Raw genomic sequence first — 22,331 nt, 5'->3', positions numbered from 1 at the left:
TAGAGTCAAGGGCGTGAGGCGAAGCGAACCCTTGACGCGTTGGTGGAGAAAAAGATAATCCCTTCGGGGATGAAGCCTTTCATTTGCTAACGGATGTACGGCTGTACCCGATCTTCAAAGAAAACGGATAGCTGTAAGAGAATCTGGCCCCAGTTCTGAACTCGTCCCGTCCACTTTCGTAGAACATCCATGGTTACGAGATATAACATCTTCAAAAGGGCATCATCTGTGGGAAACATGGCTTTTCCTTTTGTCACCTTTCGAAGCTGTCGATGATAACTCTCGATCACGTTAGTTGTATAAATCAGCTTTCGAATCTCTGGAGGATATTTAAAGAAAGTGGCAATCTCGTCCCAGTTATTCCGCCAGGAACGAACCATCAAGGGATATCTACTGCCCCAGGTTTGTTCAAACTGATCGAGTTCTTCCAACGCGGCTTGCTCCGTTGGAGCCTTATAGATAGGTTTTAGCTCGGACGTGATCTTTTTGAGATCCTTATAGGAAACATACTTGATGGAATTTCGGATTTGATGGATAACACATTTCTGAATCTCCGTCTTCGGATAACATGCAGAGATGGCTTCTGTAAAGCCACGAAGATTATCGACGCTTGTAATGAGAATATCCTGGACTCCACGATTTTTCAGTTCGTTGAGGACATGCAGCCAGAATTTTGCCGATTCATTCTCCCCAATCCAGATCCCAAGCACATCTTTATGACCGTCAAGGTCAATACCAATGACCATATAGGCGGCTTTATTGACGATAGCTCCGTCCTGTTTTACCTTAAAGTGAATGGCGTCAAGGAAAACAACAGCATAAACCGCTTGCAAGGGGCGATTTTGCCACTCTTTGATCATCGGTACAATCTTATTGGTTACATTCGATATGAGCGTTGGTGAGACTTCGATGCCATAGAGCTGCTGCAGATGGTCTTGGATATCGCGTGTGGATACGCCTTTGGCATAGAGGGCAAGAATTTGATCTTCGATCCCTGTCACGTTGGACTGATGTTTCTTTACAATGTTTGGCTCAAAATCACCCTCTCGATCTCGAGGGACTTGGATGTCGACATCCCCGTACTCAGAACGGACGGTTTTCTTGCTATACCCATTGCGGCTGTTGGTTGTCCGCTTGTTTTTCATGTCATGCTTGGCGTATCCAAGAGAGGACTCGATTTCAGCTTCCAGCATTTCTTGGATTGTGTCTGCGAATAGATCCTTTAACGCTGACTGTACGTCGTCCACTGACTTCATGTTTTTCTCTTTGATCCACTGCTTGATCTGCTCTTTTGACATCATAAAAATCTCCCAACCTTTCTACTCCTAATTGTAGTTTAGAGGTTGAGAGTTTACACAAAATATTTTACAGACTCTTAAGAAACACTACCAACTTGTTCTCTAGTAGTAGGTTTCCGTAATCCTAACCGCTTCGTCCTAGTCTGTCGTGACCAAGTCAATAGCACAAAAACTCAATACTCGCCATGTCTGGATGCCACTTCCCCCCGTCCGTAGTAGGAACAATGCAATCTATCCACTTCGTATAGTTCCCTATCCTAGATAAAGAAGGACAATGGCGTTCCCCTCACAGCAATGACTTTCGCAGTAGGTAAACAGGATATTTATCTAATCTTTGTCTTCGAAGACCAATTTCTTGTAGGAGCTTGACCACTTACTTCAAAGCTCATTGAAGCAAGTTCCCCGCGCTATTCTATTCTCCATGAGAACCGGTTTTACGTCCTCTGCCCCCTTCCTGTACGCCCGGATCTAGCGCTCCTCGGGCCCTTTGATGTAATCCGACTAATCCAATAATATTTCCTGTAATTTCTAAGCAATGATTCCTTACACGATTCGATCCCTCGGTAAGCTCAAGCATCAAAATCTGTTCGGACTGGGATTCGTACATCTGGGTACAACGTCCAAGTGTGGAAGTTGGCACTATACGGAACGTCCGTTTCTGACTGGTCCGGAGGCTACAAGGAGGGATTCATGGGGACGAGACGGACAGCAAGCAAAAAGCGTCAGCTCTCATTTCGCTTGTCAACTCTTATGTGAGCCTGGGGGATCTTATCTTGGCTGACTATTATTTGAAAAAGTATGAACAGAGCGAATATGCCGATTTTCGAAAGAAGCATTTGCGGGCGCTTCTGCATGCGAAAAAAGGAGAACTTGATCAGGCCATTACCCTTTACCATGAGTGTCTGCATGAAGCAAAGCCGGATGGGCGTATTTCCATTGTGAGCGATCTTTTGGAAGCGTATTTGGAGAGCGGCGAGGACGACTTGATTAGGGAATTGATCGTATGTGAGGATCAGTTTTTGCCTGCGGACATTCTCGTCCATCCGCATCGGATCAAGCAAGCAGCGCGATACTACAAACGAAAAGGAGTCTGCCAACTCTCCATTGGGCAAATGGAGAAGGGCTTTCATAGCCTTCTTGAAAGCATGGGTTATTATCGCAAACTAGGAGCCAGTGACAAGGCATTTGAATGTATGGGTCTTTTCTTAAAGTACCATCGGTTACATGAGAAGAGTATTTCCTTTGAACAGATGGAAACTATTAAAAAGTTGTGTCATAATAGTTAAATAAAGGAAGGGGGAGGTATAAGTTATGAAAAAACTGTTAGTAATGCTCGCTTTTACTTTCGTTTTCACCACAACCACAATGCCTTCATTACTTCCGGATCAGAAAGGCCCAGGAGTAATAGTCAATGGCGCGGAGCCTGACTGGTAGGAAACATTGTGAAACGAAGCTGTGACGCCTCTCTCGTTTGAGAAAAGGCGTCTTTTTCTTGAACATTGATTCCGAACTTTGAGCGTAAAGTGATATTTTAACGGGGAGGTGTTTTTAACTTCCTTTCTAATTGTGACTTATCGGGGAGCTGGTGAGGTATGGACATTAGTATCTTTAGAGTAAGCGATCTATTGGGGATTGCTGTTGGAATATTCTTTTTCATCCTCTTCAAATACATGTTTACTAAAAATAGAACTACTTTACGGTATAAAGTTTGGGAGTATGTTATTCTTGTGATTGTCATTTGGGTGTTAAAATCACTTTTTAATATTTTCCTCTAATAGGTTGAACAATAGTAAGAAACCCTCAAGAAGGAGTTTGCGTTCTAATCTAGGGGATTGGACACGCTCCACCCTCGTAGTGGTGAACATTGTAATTCGATTCAAGTACCAAGGTCATTCTTGAAACAGAACCTGAAAAAAGTATGATGAGGCCGTTACTGACAGGGTTTGGACGATTATCCTGTTTAGGTAGGTGCTTGAAAATTAGGAGGAATACTGGTAAATCAATAAGTATGGGTATTGCATTCCTATAAAAGAAAGGGCCTTTTGTAAAAAGTGAACCGCTTCGTCAGAGGTGCTTGAAATGAAGGGCGTCTTTCCCATATGTATCAAGGGTTTTTTGTGGAGGCTCTGAAAGTAGCTGTGATGCTGAAAAGCGTTTAGCACAAGTAACCGCCTAACACCGTGGTTACCGGGATGATTCTGAAAGTAGCTGTGATGCTGAAAAGCGTTTAGCACGTCTCGATGTACCCGAGAAATTCTTTGTAGTCGTCTCCGCTGAAAGTAGCTGTGATGCTGAAAAGCGTTTAGCACAAAGCATGATCAGCCATCAAATCGGTTTCTTCCCTCACTGAAAGTAGCTGTGATGCTGAAAAGCGTTTAGCACGCCAAAAGATACTTCGTATGGCTCCTCTTCAACGTACCTGAAAGTAGCTGTGATGCTGAAAAGCGTTTAGCACTACATCTGCTGTCTCCTCCAAACGGTAAAACTTAATCTCCTGAAAGTAGCTGTGATGCTGAAAAGCGTTTTAGTCCACTGTCCATAAAGCTAAGGCGTGGCCCTGCAGCCAACAGCGGCTAGAAAGCCACGCCATGTACATGCCAATATTAGTAATTCCGCCCCATACGCTCAGCAGACGCTCTCCAAAACATCACCCCAACAAACCCGCCACATCCCCAACCCGAACAACCCCGGTTTCAACCACAGCCGCATACACTCCAAAGCAAGCCTCCCGACTCGTCGCAAGCGTCTTCAACAAGCTAGGGTCAATCGAGTAATCCCCCGGATCAATATTGACCATCGAGCAGCGCTTGCACTTTTTGTACACTTCCACGACTACCTCGCCAATCTGAATCCGCCGCCCGATCCAGTCCTCCTCGGCAAATGGCACTCCATCTGCTTGCTCCAAGACGATATTAGGCCTGAAACGAAGGGGGTCCACCGGTTTTCCCCACATCTGCTCCAATGCCCGTACGGAAGCGTCTGTCACGATCAGTAGCTGCGCCTGATCGACGCCCATCAGCTCATCCTGCGGCGTAAAGGTGACGGGAACCAAAGGCCGTCCGCTGAGCTGCTCGATTTCCTTATGCAGTTCCTCATCTGTCCAAGGAACTACCCGCCCGTCCGGTGTTGTTATCCGAACATCGGGAAAAGACGTCTCATCCCCTTCACTGACGCAGGCAGCCTGATACTCAAGCAGCTTGGGGACATGCTTTGCCGTCAGGTGTCTGACCGGGCTTTTCTCGTCCAAAAATGCGCGGCTGCGGTCGCCGTACAGGCCGAACCGGGATACGGCAGCTTCCTGCAGGCTTTCCCCGCGAAACGACTTGACCGGATAGCGATGGATGGCACTGATTTTCCCTAGCGAATGTCCCATGTTGAAGTCTCCTTTTTGGTTTCTCGTCACTAACTGTATTCTATCTGTAGATCCAAATATACCTTAGACAAGTTGCGTGATCGTCCACATCTTTTTCAGTAAAAACGCTAATTTTTTGCATTTCTGAAACAACCTGTAGCTTTTCTTCCATATCATACGTCATAACTGTAGCACGTTATCAAATCAGACATGTCGTCGGTGGAGGTAGGAGAAATGAATCGAAAGAAGCCCAAGCAATGGCTCTTGGCCTTTTTGACGTGCCTGCTTTTGGTGGCAGGGGCGCCGGGCGGATGGACGCCAGCCGTGCAGGCGGAAGTGCCGGTGCAGCTCGGCGTGACGGCCGGGATTGGCGGCGATTACAAAGAAACCGGAATGGTTCCGATCCAGGTGACGGTTAGCAATAGCGGTTCGGACGTGGAAGGAAACCTGGTGGTCAATGTCAGCGACAGAGGAGGGGATTCCTTTTCTGTGGCGTACTACCAGCCAGTCTCCGTCGCCAAGGGGGCGACAAAACAGGTGACCTTGTCCGTACCAGGCAACCAAATCGGCCCCAATACATACGTAGCCTTTATGCAGGGCGACAATATTGTGGCCAAAACCTCCATCGGAGGAAGACGCTACAGCGGGGACGCGCTGTTCGTGGGCGTACTGGCTGCCAATCCGGATACAGCCAATTTCCTTGGAGCCATGCCCAGAGAGGCGTTTAACAACCAGGTTCGGGTCCTTCCGTTGAAAGCGGAGCAAATGCCCGTGGCAAGCACTGATTTGCAGATGATTGACATTTTGCTTCTAAATAACTTTGCCCTCGACAGCCTGAACAGCCAGCAGGTGCAGGCGATCCGCGAATGGACGACCGCAGGCGGCATGCTGATGCTGGCAGGCGGGGCTCATTACGGAAAAACGGCGGGCGAGCTGAAGGAGCTTTCACCTGTCGAGGTGACTGGCGTTACAAGCCTGACCTCCTTGCAAGCATTGACGGTGGAGAAGACCAATGCCCCTGCCCTGGACCGTCCGTTTACCGTAAGTACAGGTGCGCTAAAAAGCGGAACAGCTCTTTTCACCGAGGCGGGAGTGCCGCTTCTCGCCACCCGTGCTGTCGGCAACGGGAAGGTCATGTATATCGCCTATGACCTTGCCGAAGAGCCCGTGGCCAGTTGGAGCGGAAACAGCCGGTTCTGGGCTGACGCTTTGAAAAAGGGGTTCGGCTCCAATTTGAATCAGACACATCGCGACCCGATGGATTCCGTTTGGGCGCTGGACAATGCGGCTGACCGGATTCCCGCGCTGAAAATGCCCGACATGAAATGGCTCGCCCTCTTTTTCGGCATCTATGCGTTTGTGGCAGGGCCGATCCTGTTTTTCCTGCTCCGCCGCAAGCGGAAGCAAGGCCTGATGTGGGGGGTAGTACCCGCTCTTGCCGTAGTGACAGGTATCGGGATTTTCACGTTTGGAGCGCTGCAGCGGGGGACGACGCCGCTGTTGCATCAGGTCGGGTTTGTCGAAATGCTCAGAGATGGAAAAGCGAGCGCCAAGGCGGTCACAGCGATGTTCGTCCCGAGCAGCAGCGATTATGAGATCGTGGTGAAAGGAAACGGCAGAACGTGGCCGATCCTGCCATACCAATACGGCCAGGAGGAGCCGAAAGCATGGGTGTCGACCCAGCCGGACCAGGCCCAGGTGCAGTTCAAGGACGTGGAATTCTGGTCGATGCGCAAGGTCGGTACGGACCAGCACCTCTCCGATGTCGGGACATTCGAGTCTGATCTGGTCTTTACGAATGGTGCCCTGAAAGGGACGGTGACGAATAAATCGCCATACTCGCTGAGAAATGTCGTAGTGGCGGCGGATAACCAGACACAGAGCTTTCCGGAGCTGGCCCCTGGCCAATCGATACAGGTCGAGTTGAAATTCGACCCGTCTACGCAGACCGTGACGGGACGCGGCCGGAGCAGTGCTCGCTTGTTCCTGCCCTCGCCATACCAGGGCAATTACAATCCTGAGCCGAGCAGGGAAGAGATGATGGTGGATATTCTGGAGGACCGACCGAGATTTCAAAAGAATGCGCCGGTTATGCTGGTCGGCTGGATGGATGCTCCGGTCGTGGAAATGGACATGAAAGGAAGCCCGTTCAAGCCGTACAGCATTTCCCTGGTCACGGCACCGCTTTCTATCAAGCCTTCGCCGGACGGCTACGTCTATTACCCGACCAGCGCGTTTGATGCAGTGAAAACAGGCAGCTCCACAGAGGTGGATGATGTCGGCGACGGCTACATGATGCGAGCAGGCGACATTACGCTCGAATTTGAAACGAAAGCGCAAAACAAGAGCCTGCAGGTCGAAAAAGTCAACTTGTACACCTGGTCGGATGACAATACGCCCTTCGACAAACAGGTCTACAACTGGAAAACACAAACGTTTGATCCTTTAGACAAAGCGTTTGTGAAGAACGTGATGACCAAGGACAAGACGGCTGACTACCTCTCTGTGGAGGGAACGCTGCGCATCAAGTTCTCGCACAGCTTTGAAGATCACCGCCATCTCGGCACGCCGGTGATCAGCGTGGAAGGAAAGGTGATCAAACCGTGATCAAAATTGATAAACTGCGAAAACGATACGGAAAGATGGAAGCGTTGAAAGGACTGTCGCTGGAAATCGACAAGGGAACGGTTTTCGGCTTTGTCGGTCCGAACGGAGCAGGCAAATCGACCTCGATGTCCATTCTCGCTACGCTATTGGAGCCGACCAGCGGCAAAGCGTACGTGGGCGGCTATGAAGTGACCAGCCATCCTCGCCAGGTCCGCAAGCTGATCGGGTACATGCCTGACTTTTTCGGCGTGTACGACAATTTGACCGCAGAGGAATATCTCGACTTTTACGGCGCCAATTACGACATCCCTGTCCAGGAACGTCGGCAGATCATCCCTCAGCTGCTGGAGCTGGTCAATCTCAGCCACAAGCGGGATGCCTACGTCGACTCGCTGTCGCGGGGGATGAAACAGCGGCTCGGATTGGCCCGTTGCCTGGTGCACAATCCCGAGGTGCTGATTCTCGACGAGCCGGCCTCCGGTCTCGACCCGCGGGCGCGGATCGAGCTGCGCGAGATTTTGAAGGAGCTGCGCGATATGGGCAAAACGATTATTATCAGCTCGCACATTTTGCCCGAGCTTGCGGAGATGTGCGATGTGATCGGCGTGATCGAGGAAGGAAACCTGATCGCTTTTGGCAAAGTGGAAGAAATCTACGCCAGAATGCAGGAAAAGCGGGTTTTGCGCATCCGTCTCGTCGACCGGATGGAAGACGCACTGACCCACCTGAAGCAGCAGCCTCTCGTCTCGAACGTGACGAGAGAAGGAAACTGGGCCGTTGTCGGGTTTTCCGGCGATGACCAGCAGCAGGTCGAGCTGCTGCGCAGCCTCGCTCTGGCAGGCCTTCCGGTAGCCGCTTTCAATGAGGCGGAAGGGAATCTGGAAGAAATCTTTTTGGAAATCACCAAGGGGGTGGGCTCATGAACGTCTTGCGGCGATTTCGCAATCCCGTGCTGATGAACGAACTGAAATTGCGCATGCGGACCAAGCGCTCCCCGTGGATCATTACGCTGTATTTGCTGGTGCTGGGAACCGTGGCGCTGACCTTCGTCTTTTTGATGACCGGAGCGGGCAGCTACTACAACCCCAACGAGACCCGGGAGCTGTTCATGATGCTTTCGCTCATGCAGCTGGCGATGATTTGCTTTGTCGTCCCGGGCCTGACGGCGGGCGTCATTTCTGGAGAGAGGGAGCGGCAGACGCTCAGCATCCTGCTGACGACCAATGTCAGCGCGACCAAGCTCGTACTCGGCAAGTGGCTCGCTTCACTCAGCTTTATGAGCTTTCTCGTGTTTGCCACGATTCCGTTGTACGCCATCATCTTTTTGTACGGGGGAGTTTCTCCGGTCCAGCTGCTGCAGGTATTCGCCTTTTACGTGGTGACCATGCTCGGCCTTGGAAGCGTAGGGGTGCTGTTGTCCACGCTGATCAAGCGGACCGGTATTGCGACGGTGCTCAGCTACGCGCTCGTGTTTGGATACGGGGTAGGGACCAGCGTGCTGGCGGAAGTGATCCGGGAGTTTATCCGTTTCCAGCGCAATGCAAACAACATTACCGGGCCTTTTCCGGTCTGGCCCGATTTTTTTCACAGTCTAAACCCGCTGTTTGCCATGCTGAGCATTTTTGAAGAAGGGCCCTTTCGCGGTCTTCGCCGGATGGCCGGCAGCAAGTACGCAGCGCTGGCGCTTGATCCATACGCGATTTACTGCTTGTTCTTTGCCGTTGTCACGATCATTTGTCTGGTGCTGTCGATCTATCTGATTAAGCCGGTGAAGCCGCGCTGGCGCAGGAAAGCCGCTACTGGGGAGTGATGAGCGTGTTTGGTCCTGAAAACAAGGATAATCTGCTGACGCTGCTCGCGCCGATCAAAAAGCGCGTCTTATACCGGGAGAGCGCCCGCTGGCTCGTGGCGGGGGCTCTATGGGGGCTGGGAGGAAGCTTTGTGCTTCTCCTCCTGGCTCGTCTTTTTCCCATTCCCTTCTACAAGTGGCTGGTGCTCGCCGCTGCCTTGGCAGGGGTTGCGGCTGGTATGGTGCGCCTCTGGAGGGCGCGGCCGACGGAGCGGGATTGTGCCCGGCTGGCCGACAGTCGCGGGTTGGCAGAGCGGGTTGCTACGGCGCTGGAGTATCGGGAGAACAGCTCTCCATTTGCCGCGGCGCAGCGTGAGGATGCTGTCAACCGGCTGCGGCAGTCTTTGCCGCATATTCTGGAGAGCATCGAGGTCTGGCCGATCATCCGCAAGCAGGCGTATGCGGCTGGAGGAGCGTTGGCCGTTTGCTTGCTGCTTCTGCTCTGGCCCAACGCCCAGGACGAGCGGCTGGCTCAGATGGCGCAGCAAAAGCAGGCCCAGGCAGCCGCCGAGGAATCGCTGAAAAAGCTCCAGGAGGAAGCAAAAACCCAGGAAGGCTTGAGCGATGCCCAAAAGAAGCAGCTCGAAGAAATGATTGAACAGGCGAAAAAAGCGGTAGCAGAGGCCAAAAGCCCTGCGGAGCGGCTGAACGCGATGAAGGCGGCGGAAAAGCAGTTGGACAAGTGGAAGCAGTCCCAGGAACGGAAGATGGCCGGGCTGCAAAAGCTCCAGGAGACCATTGGCGGACAGCCGGGGCTGCAAAAGGTCGGAGCCGCGATGAACAGCGGGGACCGCCAAGCGATGGTTGATGCCCTGAAGGAATCGGCCAAAGCGGTTGAAGCGTTGAAGGCCGAAGAGCAGAAGGCTCTCGCTGAAGCGTTGAGCAAGGCGGCCGAGCAACTGGCAAAAGAAGGCCAGGCAGCAGGCGACGAGGAAGCGGCCAAGGCAGCCGAACAGCTTCAGGAAGCAGCCAAGCAGCTGGCCCAAGGAAATGTCCAGCAGGCGTTTGCTCCACTCGAGACCGGACTGGCGCAGGCTATGCAGCAGATGGCAGAGGCGCGCACGGCGGCACTCCTGGCCGCACAGTCGATGGCCGCGATGCAGCAGCCTCAGATGATGCTGGCTGGCGCTGGCAGCACGGCCAATGGCTCGGCTCAGGCTGGTGCAGGGGCGGCAGGAGGAGCAGCGGGCAGTCCGGGCGGAGCTGTCCCGGTCTCTGCATCGGCGGGAAACGCCCAGACAGGTACGGGGGCAGGCTCGCAAGCGGCAGCGGGCGGAACGGCAGCCGGAGGAGCTGGAAGCGACGGCTCGGGAAATGCAAACGGGCAAGGCTCGCAAAATGGCAATGGCTCAGGCAACGGCAATGGTGCCGGAAACGGGAATGGAAGCGGAAACGGCAATGGCAATGGCAATGGAAACGGATCTGGCAACGGAAATGGTTCAGGAAACGGCAGCGGCTCAGGCAGCGGTTCCGGCAAAGGAGCCGGTGCAGGTCTCGGCCAGGGAAGCCACGAGCTGGTGACTGTCCCGTCTGCCCGCATCGGGGGCGAGGGGCCGGTTAACACGGTTGGCGGACCGCTCGGGGAGGGCGCTTCCCAGTCCCGCCAGACCGGGGCGACGCAGGTATCGTCCGGGGGAGCGCTCCCGTACGAGGAAGTGTACGGACAGTACGCCGAGTTTGCCCGGGAGAGCCTGGAGAAAAGCTCCATTCCCAGCGATTATCAGGACGTGGTGAAAGAGTATTTCAGCAATATTGAACCGTAGGGGGAAGTGAGCATATGGCAGAGCAACAAGCATGGGAAGAATGCCTCCAGCGAGTGGAGAGAGTTCGCGAGGAAATCGGAAAGGTTCTGGTTGGCCAGCGCGAAGTCGTTGACCAGCTGCTGTGGGCGGTATTTGCAGGAGGGCATGCACTCTTGGAGGGCGTGCCGGGACTGGGGAAGACCCTGCTGGTCAAGACGCTTTCGCAAGCGTTTGAGCTGTCCTTTCAACGGATTCAGTTTACGCCCGACCTGATGCCGACGGACATTACCGGCACGAACATTTTGAGCGTAGATGAAACGGGACAGCAGTCGTTCCAGTTCCAAAGGGGCCCGATTTTTGCCCACGTCGTTCTGGCGGATGAAATCAACCGGGCGACGCCCAAGACGCAAAGCGCCCTGCTCGAGGCAATGCAGGAGCGAACCGTTTCCGCGGGGGGCGTGACTCGGGCGCTGCCCGATCCGTTTTTTGTTCTGGCTACGCAAAACCCGCTGGAGCAGGAAGGGACGTATCCGCTGCCGGAAGCCCAGATGGACCGCTTCCTTTTGAAAATAGAAGTTCCGTTTCCCACGGCGGACGAGCTGAAGGAGATCGTGCTCAGGACGACGGCGGGCCAGGGAGCTTCTGTCGAGAAAGTGGCATCGGCGCGGGAGATTGCCGATATTCAGCAAGCGGCCCGCGACATTCTCGTCGCAGATGCGGTACTCAGCTATGCGGTGAAGCTTTTGCTGGCGACCCATCCGGGCGAGCAGGCGATCCACTCCGTCAACCGTTATGTCCGTTCCGGTGCGGGGCCTCGCGGCGTGCAGGCGATGGTCGCCCTGGCGAAAGTGAGAGCGCTGCTTTCAGGCAGATTCAACCTTTCCTTTGAGGATATTGACGCAGTCGCCTTGCCTGCTTTGCGCCACCGTGTCTTCCTCAATTTTGAAGGGGAGGCAAACGGAATTCGCCCGGATAGCATCGTCCAGGAGATTCTGGCCGGATTGGAGAAGGAACGGGCATGAACAAACACCTTCTGGACCCGGCCTGGCTGAGCCGATTGGAGCGCATGCAGGTGCTCAGCAGACGGTTGGCAAGCGGCACCCAGGTCGGGAAACGCCGTTCCAGGCAGACCGGGAGCTCGCTTGAATTCGCCGATTACCGGGCCTACGCGCCTGGAGACGACCTGCGCCAGCTAGACTGGAATGCCTATGCGAGATCGGGCAAGCTGTTCGTCAAAAAGTTCCTGGACGAGCAGGAGCTGCACGTCACGCTTTACATTGACTGCAGCAAATCGATGGGCTACGGGGAGCCGCCAAAGCTGGAGCGTGCCGTGCAGCTAGCAGCGGCACTCGGGTACATCTCCCTGTGCCATCTCGATTACGTTTCGGTGTACGCCTTCGACCGGGAGATCATCGCCTCCTTGCGAAATTTGCAGGGAAAAAACAAGGCGGCACAGCTTTTTGACTTTCTCGCCTCGCTTTCGGTCCGTGGGACGGGCGATCTGGAGCAAGCGCTGCGCTCGCCCGGTGCTGTCCACGGCAAGACGGGCGTTTCCCTCGTTCTGTCCGACTTCTTGTTTGAATCCGGCTACGAGGACGCAATCGCCTATCTGCAGGCGACCCGGCAGGATGTCACACTGGTGCAGCTATTGTCCCGGGAAGAGCGCGAACCCGCGTACCAGGGGGAGCTGCGCCTGATCGACAGCGAGACGGGGACGGGCAAGGAAATTTCCGTGACCCATGCCTTGATGGATGAGTATCGGAAAACGGTCCGGGATTACCAGGCCGCACTCGCGCAATTTGCTTACCGCAGGGGGATTTCCGCCGTCGATGTAAAAACGGAGACGCCCCTGGAGGAAGTTGTCTTTCAAGTATTTCGGCAAGCAGGAATGATTCGCTAGGGAGGAGGAGCTTTGATGCAGTGGTTGGCTTTAGGCAATCTCGGTTTTTTGCTGATCGTGCCGGCGATCGCGGCTCTCTATCTCCTGAAGCGAAAGGTGGAAGATGTAGAGGTGCCCAGCACGCTGCTATGGCAGCGGACGCTGCAGAGCTGGGAGGCCGTTCGGCCATGGGAGAAGCTGCAGCGAAACCTGCTCTTGCTGCTTCAACTGCTGGCGGCCATCCTGCTGGTGCTTGCCTTGGTCCGCCCGGCTGTGCCGATGGCCGGAGCGATAGCCGAACACACGATTTTGGTTGTAGATACTTCGGGCAGCATGCTGGCCAGGGAAGGCGGGCAAACCCGCTTTCAAAGGGCCGTGGCAGAAGCGGAAAAGGCGGTGGAAAATCTGGGCAGCGGGCAGGCTGTGACGTTGATCGAGGCAGGCCGCGAGCCAAAGGTGTGGCTGTCCAAAAGCACGGAGAAAGAGAAGGTTTTGCAGGCGCTCTACTCGCTCGCTCCAAGGCCCGGAGAGACTGATCAGCGCGCAGCCCTTTCCTTGGCGGGAGCCATCGCCTCAACGGAAGAGGGAAGCGGCGTGATGTGGTTTGGCGACGGCGGGGGAGAAGATCTGCACGAGCCGGGGCAGAGCACCGCTGCAGCGGTTTCCATTCCGGGGCCGTTCCGTTTCCATGCTGCCGGCCGCTCCACGGAAAACGTGGCTGTCGGCGCTTTCGTCACACAGACCGGAAGCGAAGGCACGGAAGGCTTGCTGCGCATCGACAATCACGGGTCGCAACCGAAAAAAGGCAATATCTCGATCTTCGGGCTTGACCAAAATTTGCTCGACGTAGGCACGTTCTCCGTCGAGGCGGGAGCTTCCCAGACGGTTGCCTTTAAACGATTGCCCGCGATGCCTGCGTACCGGGCCGTAATTGCAGCGGAGGCGGACGGTCTGGCCGAAGACAACGAGGCTTGGAGCGTTCCGTATGGTTCGGGCAAAGGCCGGGCCGTACTGGTGAGTCCAGGGGGAAACCGTTTCCTCCATCAAGCCCTGCAAACGGTAGGAACCGTAGAGCTTGAGACTGAGACGGCACTGCCGGGCGGGAAAAGCGGCGCAGCCGATCTGTGGATTTTTGACGGTGTGGTTCCGGACAAGCTGCCGGAGGGAAACATCTTGCTGATCGCGCCCGATAAAAAAACGGACTGGCTTCCGTACCAGGGAGTGGCGGAGGTGACTGGTGATCTCGAATCCGTGCAGGCGGATGACCCGCTGATGAAGTACGTGGACTGGCGGGAAGTGCATGTATCCAAAAGCGCTGTCTGGGGTTCGATTCCCGGCTTGCGCACACTCGTGCGGGCGGGAGAGAACGAGTTGATTGCAGCAGGTACGCTGGAGGGCAAAAAAGTTGTCATCATCGGCTTTGACCTGCACGACTCCGATTTGCCGCTGCGGCCCGCCTTCCCGATCTTCATGCAAAATGCCGTCACCTGGCTCTCTTCGGTGCAAAGCGTCCCGATTGGTCCCGCGTTGCCGGGCGAAGCGCTTGCGGTCTCCTTGACGCCAGGCGCGGCCAAGCGGGTGCTGACGCTGCCTGACGGCACATCGCAAACGCTGGATGTACAGGGAACGACCTGGCTGTTCCAGGTTCCCGAGCAGACAGGGCTGTACCGGCTGACAGAGGAAACAGACAGCGGGCCGGCGTCTGTCGAACGCTATTTTGCCGTCCACATGAGCGAGGCGGAGTCTGATATCGCTCCGCGTGTTCTGCGTGTCTCTTCTGGCAAAGCGGCCGGCACGGACAACACGGAAGACAGCAAAGAGAGGGAAGCCGCTGGACGGAGCCTGGACGGCAACGGGCAGGCGACCGGGGCAAAAGAGCTTACGTATTGGATCGCTGCGCTGGCGCTTTTGATTGTGTTTGTGGAATGGAGGGTGTATCGCCGTGGGTATTGACGTACAGCAACCGTGGTTTCTGCTGCTCCTTCTCCCGGCGGTATACGCGGTGGTTCACTGGTGGCGCGGGCAACAGCAGATGCCAGTCAGCCGCAAAAGCGTTATCGCCGCGATCCGGACAGCGGTCTTTTGTCTGCTGATTCTGGCTTTGGCCGGCATCCAGCTGCTCTACCCGGTACGGGCCGAGACCGTTGTTTTCGTATGGGACAGCTCGGCTTCGATCAAGGACGATCAGCAGCCTAGCCGTTTTCTCAGGGAAGCGGTTGAAGGCAAGCGGGCAGAGGATCAGTACGGCATCGTCGCGACAGGGGCCAACGCGGCGGTAGATCAGCCGCTGACGACGAGCAGCCAGGTCCAGCCTGTCTTTGTGGAAGTAAACCGCCACGCCACCAATCTGGCGGAGGGAATCCGGCTTGCGCAAGCGATGATTCCTACCGGCGCCCGCGGCAAGATCGTGATCATCACCGACGGGATGGACACGCACGGAGATACGGCGCGTGAAGTCAAGCTGGCCAAAGAGCGGGGGATTGCGGTAGAAAGCGTCCTTTTCGAGCAGCCGCAGGGCGATGAGGTCGTGCTGTCTGCCGTTCAGGTGCCGGATCGGCTGTACGCGGGAGAGGAATACGCGATCAAGGTTGAGCTGGAAAGCACCGTTGCGACCAAAGCGGTGCTTCGCCTCTACGAAGGAAACCGCGAAGCCGGGACACAAGCCGTTCAGGTCGAAAAGGGGAGGAACCGCTTTCTCTTTTCCCAAAAGGCTATGAATGAGGGCTTTCACCGCTACCGGGTGGAAATCGATCCGGAGCGTGATACGGTGCAGGCCAACAATCAGGCATTTGCCTATACGCAAGTGACGGGGACGCCGTCTGTTTTGGTTCTGGAAGGACATCCCGGTGCCGCCAGCAACCTCGTCCAGGCTCTCCAGGCTGGCAATATCAAGGTTGAGACGAAGGACGTGGCGCTGCTGCCAAAAGAGCTGGAAGGCTACAAGCAGTACGCTTCCATCATCCTGGCCGACCTGGCCGCAACACAGGTCAGCGATGCCGATATGGAGCGGATCAGAACGGCTGTCCGCGATCTTGGCGTCGGGTTGATCATGACAGGAGGCTCCGACGGTTTCGGTATGGGCGGCTGGTTCCAGACTCCGATCGAAGAGGCGCTTCCCGTGCATATGGATTTGCGCAGCAAGGAAGAGCAGCCTACGCTGGGACTTATGCTGGTCATCGACAAATCGGGCAGTATGGCATCCGATGCGTATGGCGTCGACAAAATGGAGCTGGCGAAGGAAGCCGCGATCCGGGCCACGACCATGCTCAACCGCCAGGACGAGATCGGCGTGATCGCGTTTGACGGCAGCCCGTGGGAAGTGGTGGCCCCTCAAAACGTCACCGATCTGCCTGCGATCCAGGGGCAGATCGGGAGCATATACGCAGACGGAGGCACCGATATATTCCCGGCGCTGCAGATGGCCTACGACCGGATCAAGACAATGAAGACGAAGCGAAAGCACGTCATCCTGCTCACAGACGGACAATCCGGCCGCGAAGACAATTACCAAGGCATGCTGGAGCAGATGATCGGGGAAAACATCACGGTTTCGACCGTTGCGGTCGGGGATGATTCCGACACAGGGCTCTTGCAGGACATCGCCGATTGGGGAAAAGGACGCTACTACTTTGCGAGCGACGCGACCTCGATTCCGAAGATTTTCAGCAAGGAAACGGCCCTCGCCAGCCGGACGTTTATCGTCGAGAAGCCGCAATATCCCGAGCGCACGGGAGCAGGCGACTGGGGGACTCTCCGGCAGCCGCTTCCGCTGCTTCGCGCCTATGTGGCGACGACGCTCAAGAAGACGGCAGAGCCCGTCTTGATGAGCCAGGACGCCGACCCGATCCTCAGCCGTTGGCAGTACGGTTTGGGCCGAGCCGTCGCCTGGACGAGCGATCTGGAAGGCAAATGGGGACCGGATTGGGTCGCATGGCCGGGCAACAGCCGTCTCTGGACGGAGATCGTCGGCTGGACGCTGCCCCAGGTCGAGACCGGACGTTGGCAGGTCGAGACGCAGCTTGACGGGTCCAGAGGAAAAGTGACGGTATCCTTGCCAAAAGGCGAAAAGCTGCCGCAGGAGCTGGAGGCTGTCGTCGTCAACCGGGAGATGAAGCGGGAAGTGGTCCGGTTGAAACCTGTCGCTCCAGGGACACTGGAAGGAAGCTTTGACGCCGCTGAGCCGGGCAGCTACCTGATTCAAGTGACGGAGAAAGCGAATGGAAAGGTGACGGCCGGGCAGACAGCCGGGCTAAGCGTATCGTATTCGCCTGAGTTCGGATTGCAGCAGGACGGCGAAGGGCGGATGCAGGAGTGGCTTTTGGCTGGAGGCGGCACACGAATTGCCGATCCGGCAGAGGTGTTTACCGGAAAGCTTCCTGCCAAATGGGAAACACAGCCGATCGGCGACTGGCTGCTGATGCTTGCGGCTCTCCTGTGGCCTCTCGACGTTGCGGCCAGGCGCTTGCAGCTCCCTGAGCGTTGGTGGGCAAGGGTGACTGGATGGCTTCGGAAGCGAAGGACTGCAGAAGCTGTGGAAGAGACGGAAAGCGCCGCCGTGTTTGCTCGACTCGGGGAGAAACGGGGACAGCGCTTTAGAAGCAGCGAGAGCGGTCAAGACGGGCAAGGCAGCCAAACCAGCCAAACCAGCCAAACCAGCCAGAGCAGTCATAGCACTTCAACCAGCCAAACGAACTTGGGCAATCAGGCCGGAGGACAATTGGACAATGACTCCCATGCAGCCACTAGTTCCAACGGAGCCACTGGCTCCAACGCTGCCAATGTCTCCGCAGGCTTGAATGCCCGGGATCAAGGCACATCCGCCGGTTCGCTTTTTGACAGACTGGACAGGGCAAAGACCGAGCGCGGGAAAAAAGGGACTGGCACACCAGCGAGCGGGCTGGGGCCGTCTGCAGATTCCTCACGACCGTCCAGTGCTCCCCAGTCGGACCAGCCTCAAGCAGAGAGCAAGGGGACGGAGCAGACTGGAGAGACCTTCAACAGGCTGCTTGCCGCCAAAAAGAGAAAGCAAAAGTAATCACATTCATTAATTATGAAAGTGTGCGTTGGCGCTGAACTCCTGGATATAGAAGTTCTTTTGGGGAAAGAGGAGGAAAAAATGGACCGACAAAAATGGTTTGACTGGTTGCTCGAAGAAGCCAAAGTACCGTTTGAAGGCTGGGATTTTTCCTACGTCGGGAAAACAGGACGGTTGAAGGAAGCGCCACTTTCCTGGAATTACACCGGCCTCGTCATGCGCAAGCTGCCGGAGATCGGCAGCCTGCTCGATATGGGCACGGGGGGAGGCGAATTTCTCTCCATGCTAAAGCCGCTTCCCGCTCAAACATACGCTACGGAAGGCTACAAGCCCAATGTGGCGGTTGCCAAAGGCAGGCTGGAGCCTTTGGGCATTACGGTAGTCGAAGCGGATGGGGAGGACGCCCTGCCGTTTGCAGATGAATTTTTTGACCTGGTTATCAATCGGCACGAGTCTTTTGATGCGGCCGAGGTATTCCGTATCGCAAAAACAGGGGCTTCCTTTCTGACGCAGCAGGTCGGGGGTGAAAACGATCTGCTGCTCAACCGGCTCCTCGGGGCGCCCATTCCAGAGGAATACTTGCATTGGAATGCAGACTACGCAGTCAAGCAGCTAAAAGAGGCGGGCTTTGCCATCGAGGATTGCCGCGAGGAGATGGTGCCGACCCGGTTTTACGATGTAGGAGCGGTAGTCTACTATCTCCGTGCGGTTCCGTGGCAGATACCAGACTTTTCGCTGGAGAACTACGCGGACGGCTTGTGGGAGATGCACTGTCGGATGGAAAAAGACGGATATATCGACATCCCGAGCCATCGTTTTCTGGTCGCTGCAGTCCGCCAGTAATCACGCGAGAAGCAAAGCATAGGCAAAACATTGCAGGCACCTGCTCAAATCAGAGCGGTGCCTGTTTCTGTTTACCCTTTGATTTTCAATCAAGCCTGCTGCTGCCAGTCCCATTCCGGCTTTCATGCGTGCCTGCCGTCGTTTATCGATGACATTCGCTCAAGATGACTTGGGCTCGTTGGTCCATGTCAGAGCAATGGTCCCTTGCCCGCCGTGAACGCCCAGTACCGGACTGAGCGGATACACGAGCACCTCGATATCCTGATACTTGCTTTTGATCGTTTCCTTTAATTCCAGCGCTTTGTCCATGACATTGCCGTGCAAAATTTCCACTTGGGAAATTTTGTGGATTCCCCGGGCCAGGTCAAGCTGATCCATGATTCGCCGGAAGGCTTTTCCTTCGGTTCGAACTTTTTCGAACAATTCGACAACACCGTTCCTGATGCAAAAGATCGGCTTGATTTGAAGCAGCGTGCCAACGATCAACTGAGCGTTTGACAACCGCCCGCCTTTATGCAGCTGTGACAGCTTTCCGATCACGATGTAGTTTTCGTTTTTGCTCGCCTCTTCCCTCAGGGTGGCGGCAATCTCCCGATAGTCCATGCCTTGCTCCGCCAGCGAAATCCCTTTCAACAGCAAGGTGGTGATCGGATAAGAGACGATTTGGGAATCGACGAACTCGACGGGAAACTCGCTCATGGCAGCGGCTGATTTGCTTGTATTGTACGTGCCGCTCAATTGGCTGGAAAGGTGAATGGCGATCGCGCAATCATAGTCCTCCGCCAGTTGCTCATACAGCTCGACAAATTTGCCGATTGCCGGTTGCGATGTTTTCGGTACGGTTTTGGAGTGGTCGATTTTTTCATACAGCTCGCTGGAAGATAATTGAATCCCGTCCGCGTAGGCGCCGTCTTCAAAGATAACGTCCAAGGGAACGACGTGGATGTCGTATTTCTCCCGCAATTCATCGGGTACAACGGCCGTGCTGTCTGTAATCCAGGCAATTCGCTGTTTCAAAAAAGAAAGCCCCCTTTGCGTTCACTAGCCCTATCATACTAGAAACGCCAACGCAGGGGACGAAGAGATTATTCCAAAACGTTGACAAGTTCCTGGTAAATCAAGCCAACCGGGTTTTTCACCGATTCTCGTGATATAGAAGATTGTACACAACTGACCGACAGAGTGAGGGCCTCCAAAAAGGAAAAAGCCCACAAGCAAAATAACGAGCGAATGGGGCAGGGCCGGGCAAATTCAGGTGTAAATCGGTGAATTACCTTCCAGTTCCCACAGATACTATATCCGTACATGTTCATGCGAGGCTTGTTTCACAGGAGGGAGAAAACATGGACAGCTTCGGATTGGTTCTCCAGGGAGGAGGCATGCGCGGAATCTATACGTCGGGGGTTCTCGACTGCTTTCTGGAGCACGAGCTGATTGCTCCGTACATCATCGCTGTTTCCGCAGGGGCTTGCAATGCCCTTGCTTACGTGGCAAGGGAAAAGGGAGTGGGGAAATACATGTTTATCGAGCATCTGTGTGACATGCGGCATTTCTCTCTGCGCAATCTGTATCGGCATGGCTGCATGGTCGGCATGGACTTCATTTTTGAAGAGCTTCCCCGGCGGATTCTCACCTCTTCCTTTCAGGGACTTGCGCAAGCACCGGAGAAATTGGTTGTCGCCGCGACTGATTTTAAGACAGGCGAGAGCATCTACTTTTCCAAGGACGAGCACGATCAAGAGCTGTTTCTCCTTGCGGTTCGCGCTTCGTGCAGCATCCCGCTGCTATCGGGAACGGTCTGTGTTCAAGGGGCGAAAATGCTCGATGGCGGCTTGGCAGATCCGATACCGATCGGCAAGGCGATAGAGGATGGAAACGAGCGGAACATCATCGTGCGGACAGGTACGGAGGAATTCATCCGGCAGCCAGCCAATCTCGCGTGGGCCACAGACCGGCTATTTCCCCGCTACAAGCATCTGATGCGGGTCGTTTTCGATCACCATCGGCGCTACAACGATACGCTTGCCCGCATCCGGCAACTCCGTGAGGAACAACGGGCCTTTGTCATAGCGCCGAGCAGACCGATGAACATCCGGCGTGTGGAGAGGAACCGAAATCGTTTGATGGAGCTGTACACGCTCGGCTACGAGGATGCGAAGAGGTCGCTTCGCCCTCTCTATCAGTGGCTGGAGAAAGTCCGCCTATAGCGGGCTTTTTTTATTGCCATTTTGAAGTGTGCCAGGCCCGTTTGGACCAGGTCCGTTTGTACTGGATAACGTGTTCTTTCCATTCCGCTCCGTTGCACATTTTTTATAGAAATAATGAAAAATCTGGTCAGCGGTACAAGCAATGAAAGCGAGACGGCATATACAAGTAGTATGAGTCCGGAGGGGGTGGGACCTTGACGCCAGAGCATCAGAAGACGCAACAGGAGAATGTACTGCGGATTTCACAACGATTGGACAAATTCGAAGAACGGATCGACAAGCTGGAAGTTCAGATGACGGTAGCGACCAAGTGGCTGGAACGGATTGAGCATCGATTGGTAAAAATGGAAGAATCGCGCTCAGAACTTTTGCAAGCGATAACCAAATTGCAGACAGAGCTTGAGCTAAAACGGGGATCGAAAGAGAAGGAAATTATTTTGCAGATGTTGGACAATGACAAAAGCGATATGGAAAAACTCACACAGCTCATAGAAGGAGACAAGAAAAGAAAACAAGAGAGATTTTTACGAGTATGGGCCGTCCTGGGACCGGTAATCGCCTCCGTTCTCTCTTCTTTTTTCACCAAATACTTCATGTAATCCGTGCTGGTTCGCATTGTGGAAAGGTTGTGGAAAAAGGATTCCATCTTTCTTCCGTACTCTGTGTCTATTATAATGGCACAAGGGATGAGAGAAGAAAGAGAGGACCAATGATGAAGAAGTTCGATTTATCCATGCTAACCATAGCCATACTGGTTTTGGCTCTTGTGATTGTCGGCGTTGCATTGAAGCCGGCTGATGATCCTGTCATTGCAACTACGGGCAAATCTCAAATTACGCAGGGGCAGCTCTACGAGCATATGAAAGAAAGCTACGGAAAACAGACGCTTGGCATTTTGGTCAGCCGCAATCTGGTGGTGGAAGAAGCCAAGGAGCTCGGCGTGTCCGTCCAGGAAAGCGAAGTCGATCAGGAAATCAACAAGCTGAAAGAGCAGATCGGCTCCGAGGAAGTTTATCAAAAAACGCTGAAAAGACAGGGCTACACCGAAGCAAGCTTCCGCGGTACGCTGCGGACACTTCTTTTGAGGGACAAGGTATTCGCAAAAGCATATCCGGTAACGGACGAAGAAATCCAAGACTACTACAATAAATACAAGAGCAACTTCGGAGATCCCGCGCCTGCTTTGGAACAGTTGCGTCCTACGATCGTTGAAGAGTTGAATGCGTCCAAACGCAAAAAGTACATGGACGAATGGCTGGACGGCCTGGAGAAAAAGTTTGGGGTGCAATATCTCGATCCGTCGCTCTCCTTGAAGAAGGAAGAGCCGAAAGCGGAGGAACAGAAAACGGAAGCTTCCAAAAAAGAAGAACCGAAGACGGAAGCTCCGAAAACTGAAGCTCCGAAAACGGAAACGCAGAAAACAGAAACCCCAAAAACGGAAGCACCGAAAAGTAATTGATCCGTTTGGGGAAGGTAAACCTGTGCCGAGTGCAATCGGCGCAGGTTTTTTTATTGACTT

Annotated in this window: 16 protein-coding genes and 1 CRISPR repeat array; of the genes, 13 read left to right on the top strand and 3 right to left on the bottom strand. The window is 54.5% G+C overall.

From position 1 onward, the window contains the following. Positions 1-86 precede the first annotated feature (86 nt). Positions 87-1,301 carry an IS256 family transposase gene (locus tag NST37_RS21250; protein ID WP_251247396.1) on the bottom strand — a complete coding sequence of 405 codons (1,215 nt, stop codon included), beginning with the start codon at positions 1,299-1,301 and terminating at the stop codon, positions 87-89. A gap of 770 nt (positions 1,302-2,071) precedes the next feature. On the opposite strand from NST37_RS21250, the gene NST37_RS21245 reads away from it, so the two are divergent. Further along, complete coding sequence (locus NST37_RS21245; protein WP_339185775.1) at positions 2,072-2,584, top strand: hypothetical protein; 513 nt, start codon at positions 2,072-2,074, stop codon at positions 2,582-2,584. Between the two features lie 840 nt (positions 2,585-3,424). Next, positions 3,425-3,828: a CRISPR direct-repeat array (repeat unit 36 nt; unit sequence CTGAAAGTAGCTGTGATGCTGAAAAGCGTTTAGCAC). Positions 3,829-3,945: 117 nt separating this feature from the next. Here NST37_RS21245 and NST37_RS21240 read toward each other — a convergent pair. Then, the gene (locus NST37_RS21240; RefSeq protein ID WP_031931653.1) at positions 3,946-4,671 is read right to left on the bottom strand and encodes an MOSC domain-containing protein; all 726 of its coding nucleotides are present in this window, start codon (positions 4,669-4,671) and stop codon (positions 3,946-3,948) included. A gap of 213 nt (positions 4,672-4,884) precedes the next feature. Here NST37_RS21240 and NST37_RS21235 point away from each other — a divergent pair, with 213 nt between their 5' ends. From NST37_RS21235 to NST37_RS21195, 9 genes are all read left to right on the top strand, one after another. Then, complete coding sequence (locus NST37_RS21235; RefSeq protein WP_172920664.1) at positions 4,885-7,257, top strand: hypothetical protein; 2,373 nt, start codon at positions 4,885-4,887, stop codon at positions 7,255-7,257. Beyond that, the gene (locus NST37_RS21230; RefSeq protein WP_003391796.1) at positions 7,254-8,180 is read left to right on the top strand and encodes an ABC transporter ATP-binding protein; all 927 of its coding nucleotides are present in this window, start codon (positions 7,254-7,256) and stop codon (positions 8,178-8,180) included. Before NST37_RS21235 ends, NST37_RS21230 begins: the two co-directional genes overlap by 4 nt. Next, the gene (locus tag NST37_RS21225) at positions 8,177-9,067 is read left to right on the top strand and encodes an ABC transporter permease (RefSeq protein ID WP_003391795.1); all 891 of its coding nucleotides are present in this window, start codon (positions 8,177-8,179) and stop codon (positions 9,065-9,067) included. The genes NST37_RS21230 and NST37_RS21225 overlap by 4 nt, the downstream gene beginning before the upstream one ends. Continuing rightward, positions 9,067-10,869: a hypothetical protein gene (locus NST37_RS21220; protein ID WP_172920665.1), complete on the top strand. Its 1,803-nt coding sequence runs from the start codon at positions 9,067-9,069 to the stop codon at positions 10,867-10,869. Before NST37_RS21225 ends, NST37_RS21220 begins: the two co-directional genes overlap by 1 nt. Before the next feature lie 14 nt (positions 10,870-10,883). Then, positions 10,884-11,870 carry a MoxR family ATPase gene (locus NST37_RS21215; protein ID WP_039071527.1) on the top strand — a complete coding sequence of 329 codons (987 nt, stop codon included), beginning with the start codon at positions 10,884-10,886 and terminating at the stop codon, positions 11,868-11,870. Further along, positions 11,867-12,748 carry a DUF58 domain-containing protein gene (locus NST37_RS21210; RefSeq protein WP_039071526.1) on the top strand — a complete coding sequence of 294 codons (882 nt, stop codon included), beginning with the start codon at positions 11,867-11,869 and terminating at the stop codon, positions 12,746-12,748. Before NST37_RS21215 ends, NST37_RS21210 begins: the two co-directional genes overlap by 4 nt. Before the next feature lie 15 nt (positions 12,749-12,763). Beyond that, positions 12,764-14,680 (top strand): BatA and WFA domain-containing protein, encoded by a 1,917-nt coding sequence (locus NST37_RS21205; RefSeq protein WP_172920666.1) that lies wholly within the window; start codon positions 12,764-12,766, stop codon positions 14,678-14,680. Beyond that, complete coding sequence (locus NST37_RS21200) at positions 14,670-17,762, top strand: VWA domain-containing protein (RefSeq protein WP_172920667.1); 3,093 nt, start codon at positions 14,670-14,672, stop codon at positions 17,760-17,762. The genes NST37_RS21205 and NST37_RS21200 overlap by 11 nt, the downstream gene beginning before the upstream one ends. Before the next feature lie 81 nt (positions 17,763-17,843). Beyond that, the gene (locus NST37_RS21195; RefSeq protein WP_172920668.1) at positions 17,844-18,605 is read left to right on the top strand and encodes a class I SAM-dependent methyltransferase; all 762 of its coding nucleotides are present in this window, start codon (positions 17,844-17,846) and stop codon (positions 18,603-18,605) included. A 159-nt stretch (positions 18,606-18,764) separates the two neighbouring features. Here NST37_RS21195 and NST37_RS21190 read toward each other — a convergent pair whose 3' ends face one another. Continuing rightward, the gene (locus tag NST37_RS21190; protein ID WP_003391784.1) at positions 18,765-19,622 is read right to left on the bottom strand and encodes a DegV family protein; all 858 of its coding nucleotides are present in this window, start codon (positions 19,620-19,622) and stop codon (positions 18,765-18,767) included. Positions 19,623-19,948: 326 nt separating this feature from the next. Here NST37_RS21190 and NST37_RS21185 point away from each other — a divergent pair, with 326 nt between their 5' ends. The 3 genes from NST37_RS21185 (at position 19,949) to NST37_RS21175 (ending at position 22,271) form a co-directional block, all read left to right on the top strand. Further along, complete coding sequence (locus tag NST37_RS21185) at positions 19,949-20,812, top strand: patatin family protein (protein WP_003391782.1); 864 nt, start codon at positions 19,949-19,951, stop codon at positions 20,810-20,812. A gap of 194 nt (positions 20,813-21,006) precedes the next feature. Beyond that, positions 21,007-21,411, top strand: a complete 405-nt coding sequence (locus NST37_RS21180) for a hypothetical protein (RefSeq protein WP_003391780.1) — start codon at positions 21,007-21,009, stop codon at positions 21,409-21,411. 110 nt (positions 21,412-21,521) lie between these two features. Continuing rightward, positions 21,522-22,271 carry a SurA N-terminal domain-containing protein gene (locus tag NST37_RS21175; RefSeq protein ID WP_081924232.1) on the top strand — a complete coding sequence of 250 codons (750 nt, stop codon included), beginning with the start codon at positions 21,522-21,524 and terminating at the stop codon, positions 22,269-22,271. Positions 22,272-22,331: the final 60 nt, after the last annotated feature.

It is taken from the genome of Brevibacillus sp. FSL K6-6036 (assembly GCF_037964015.1).
Taxonomy (GTDB): domain Bacteria; phylum Bacillota; class Bacilli; order Brevibacillales; family Brevibacillaceae; genus Brevibacillus; species Brevibacillus borstelensis.
Note: the sequence above shows the minus strand (reverse complement) of the source record. Positions and strands in the feature narration are given on the sequence as shown.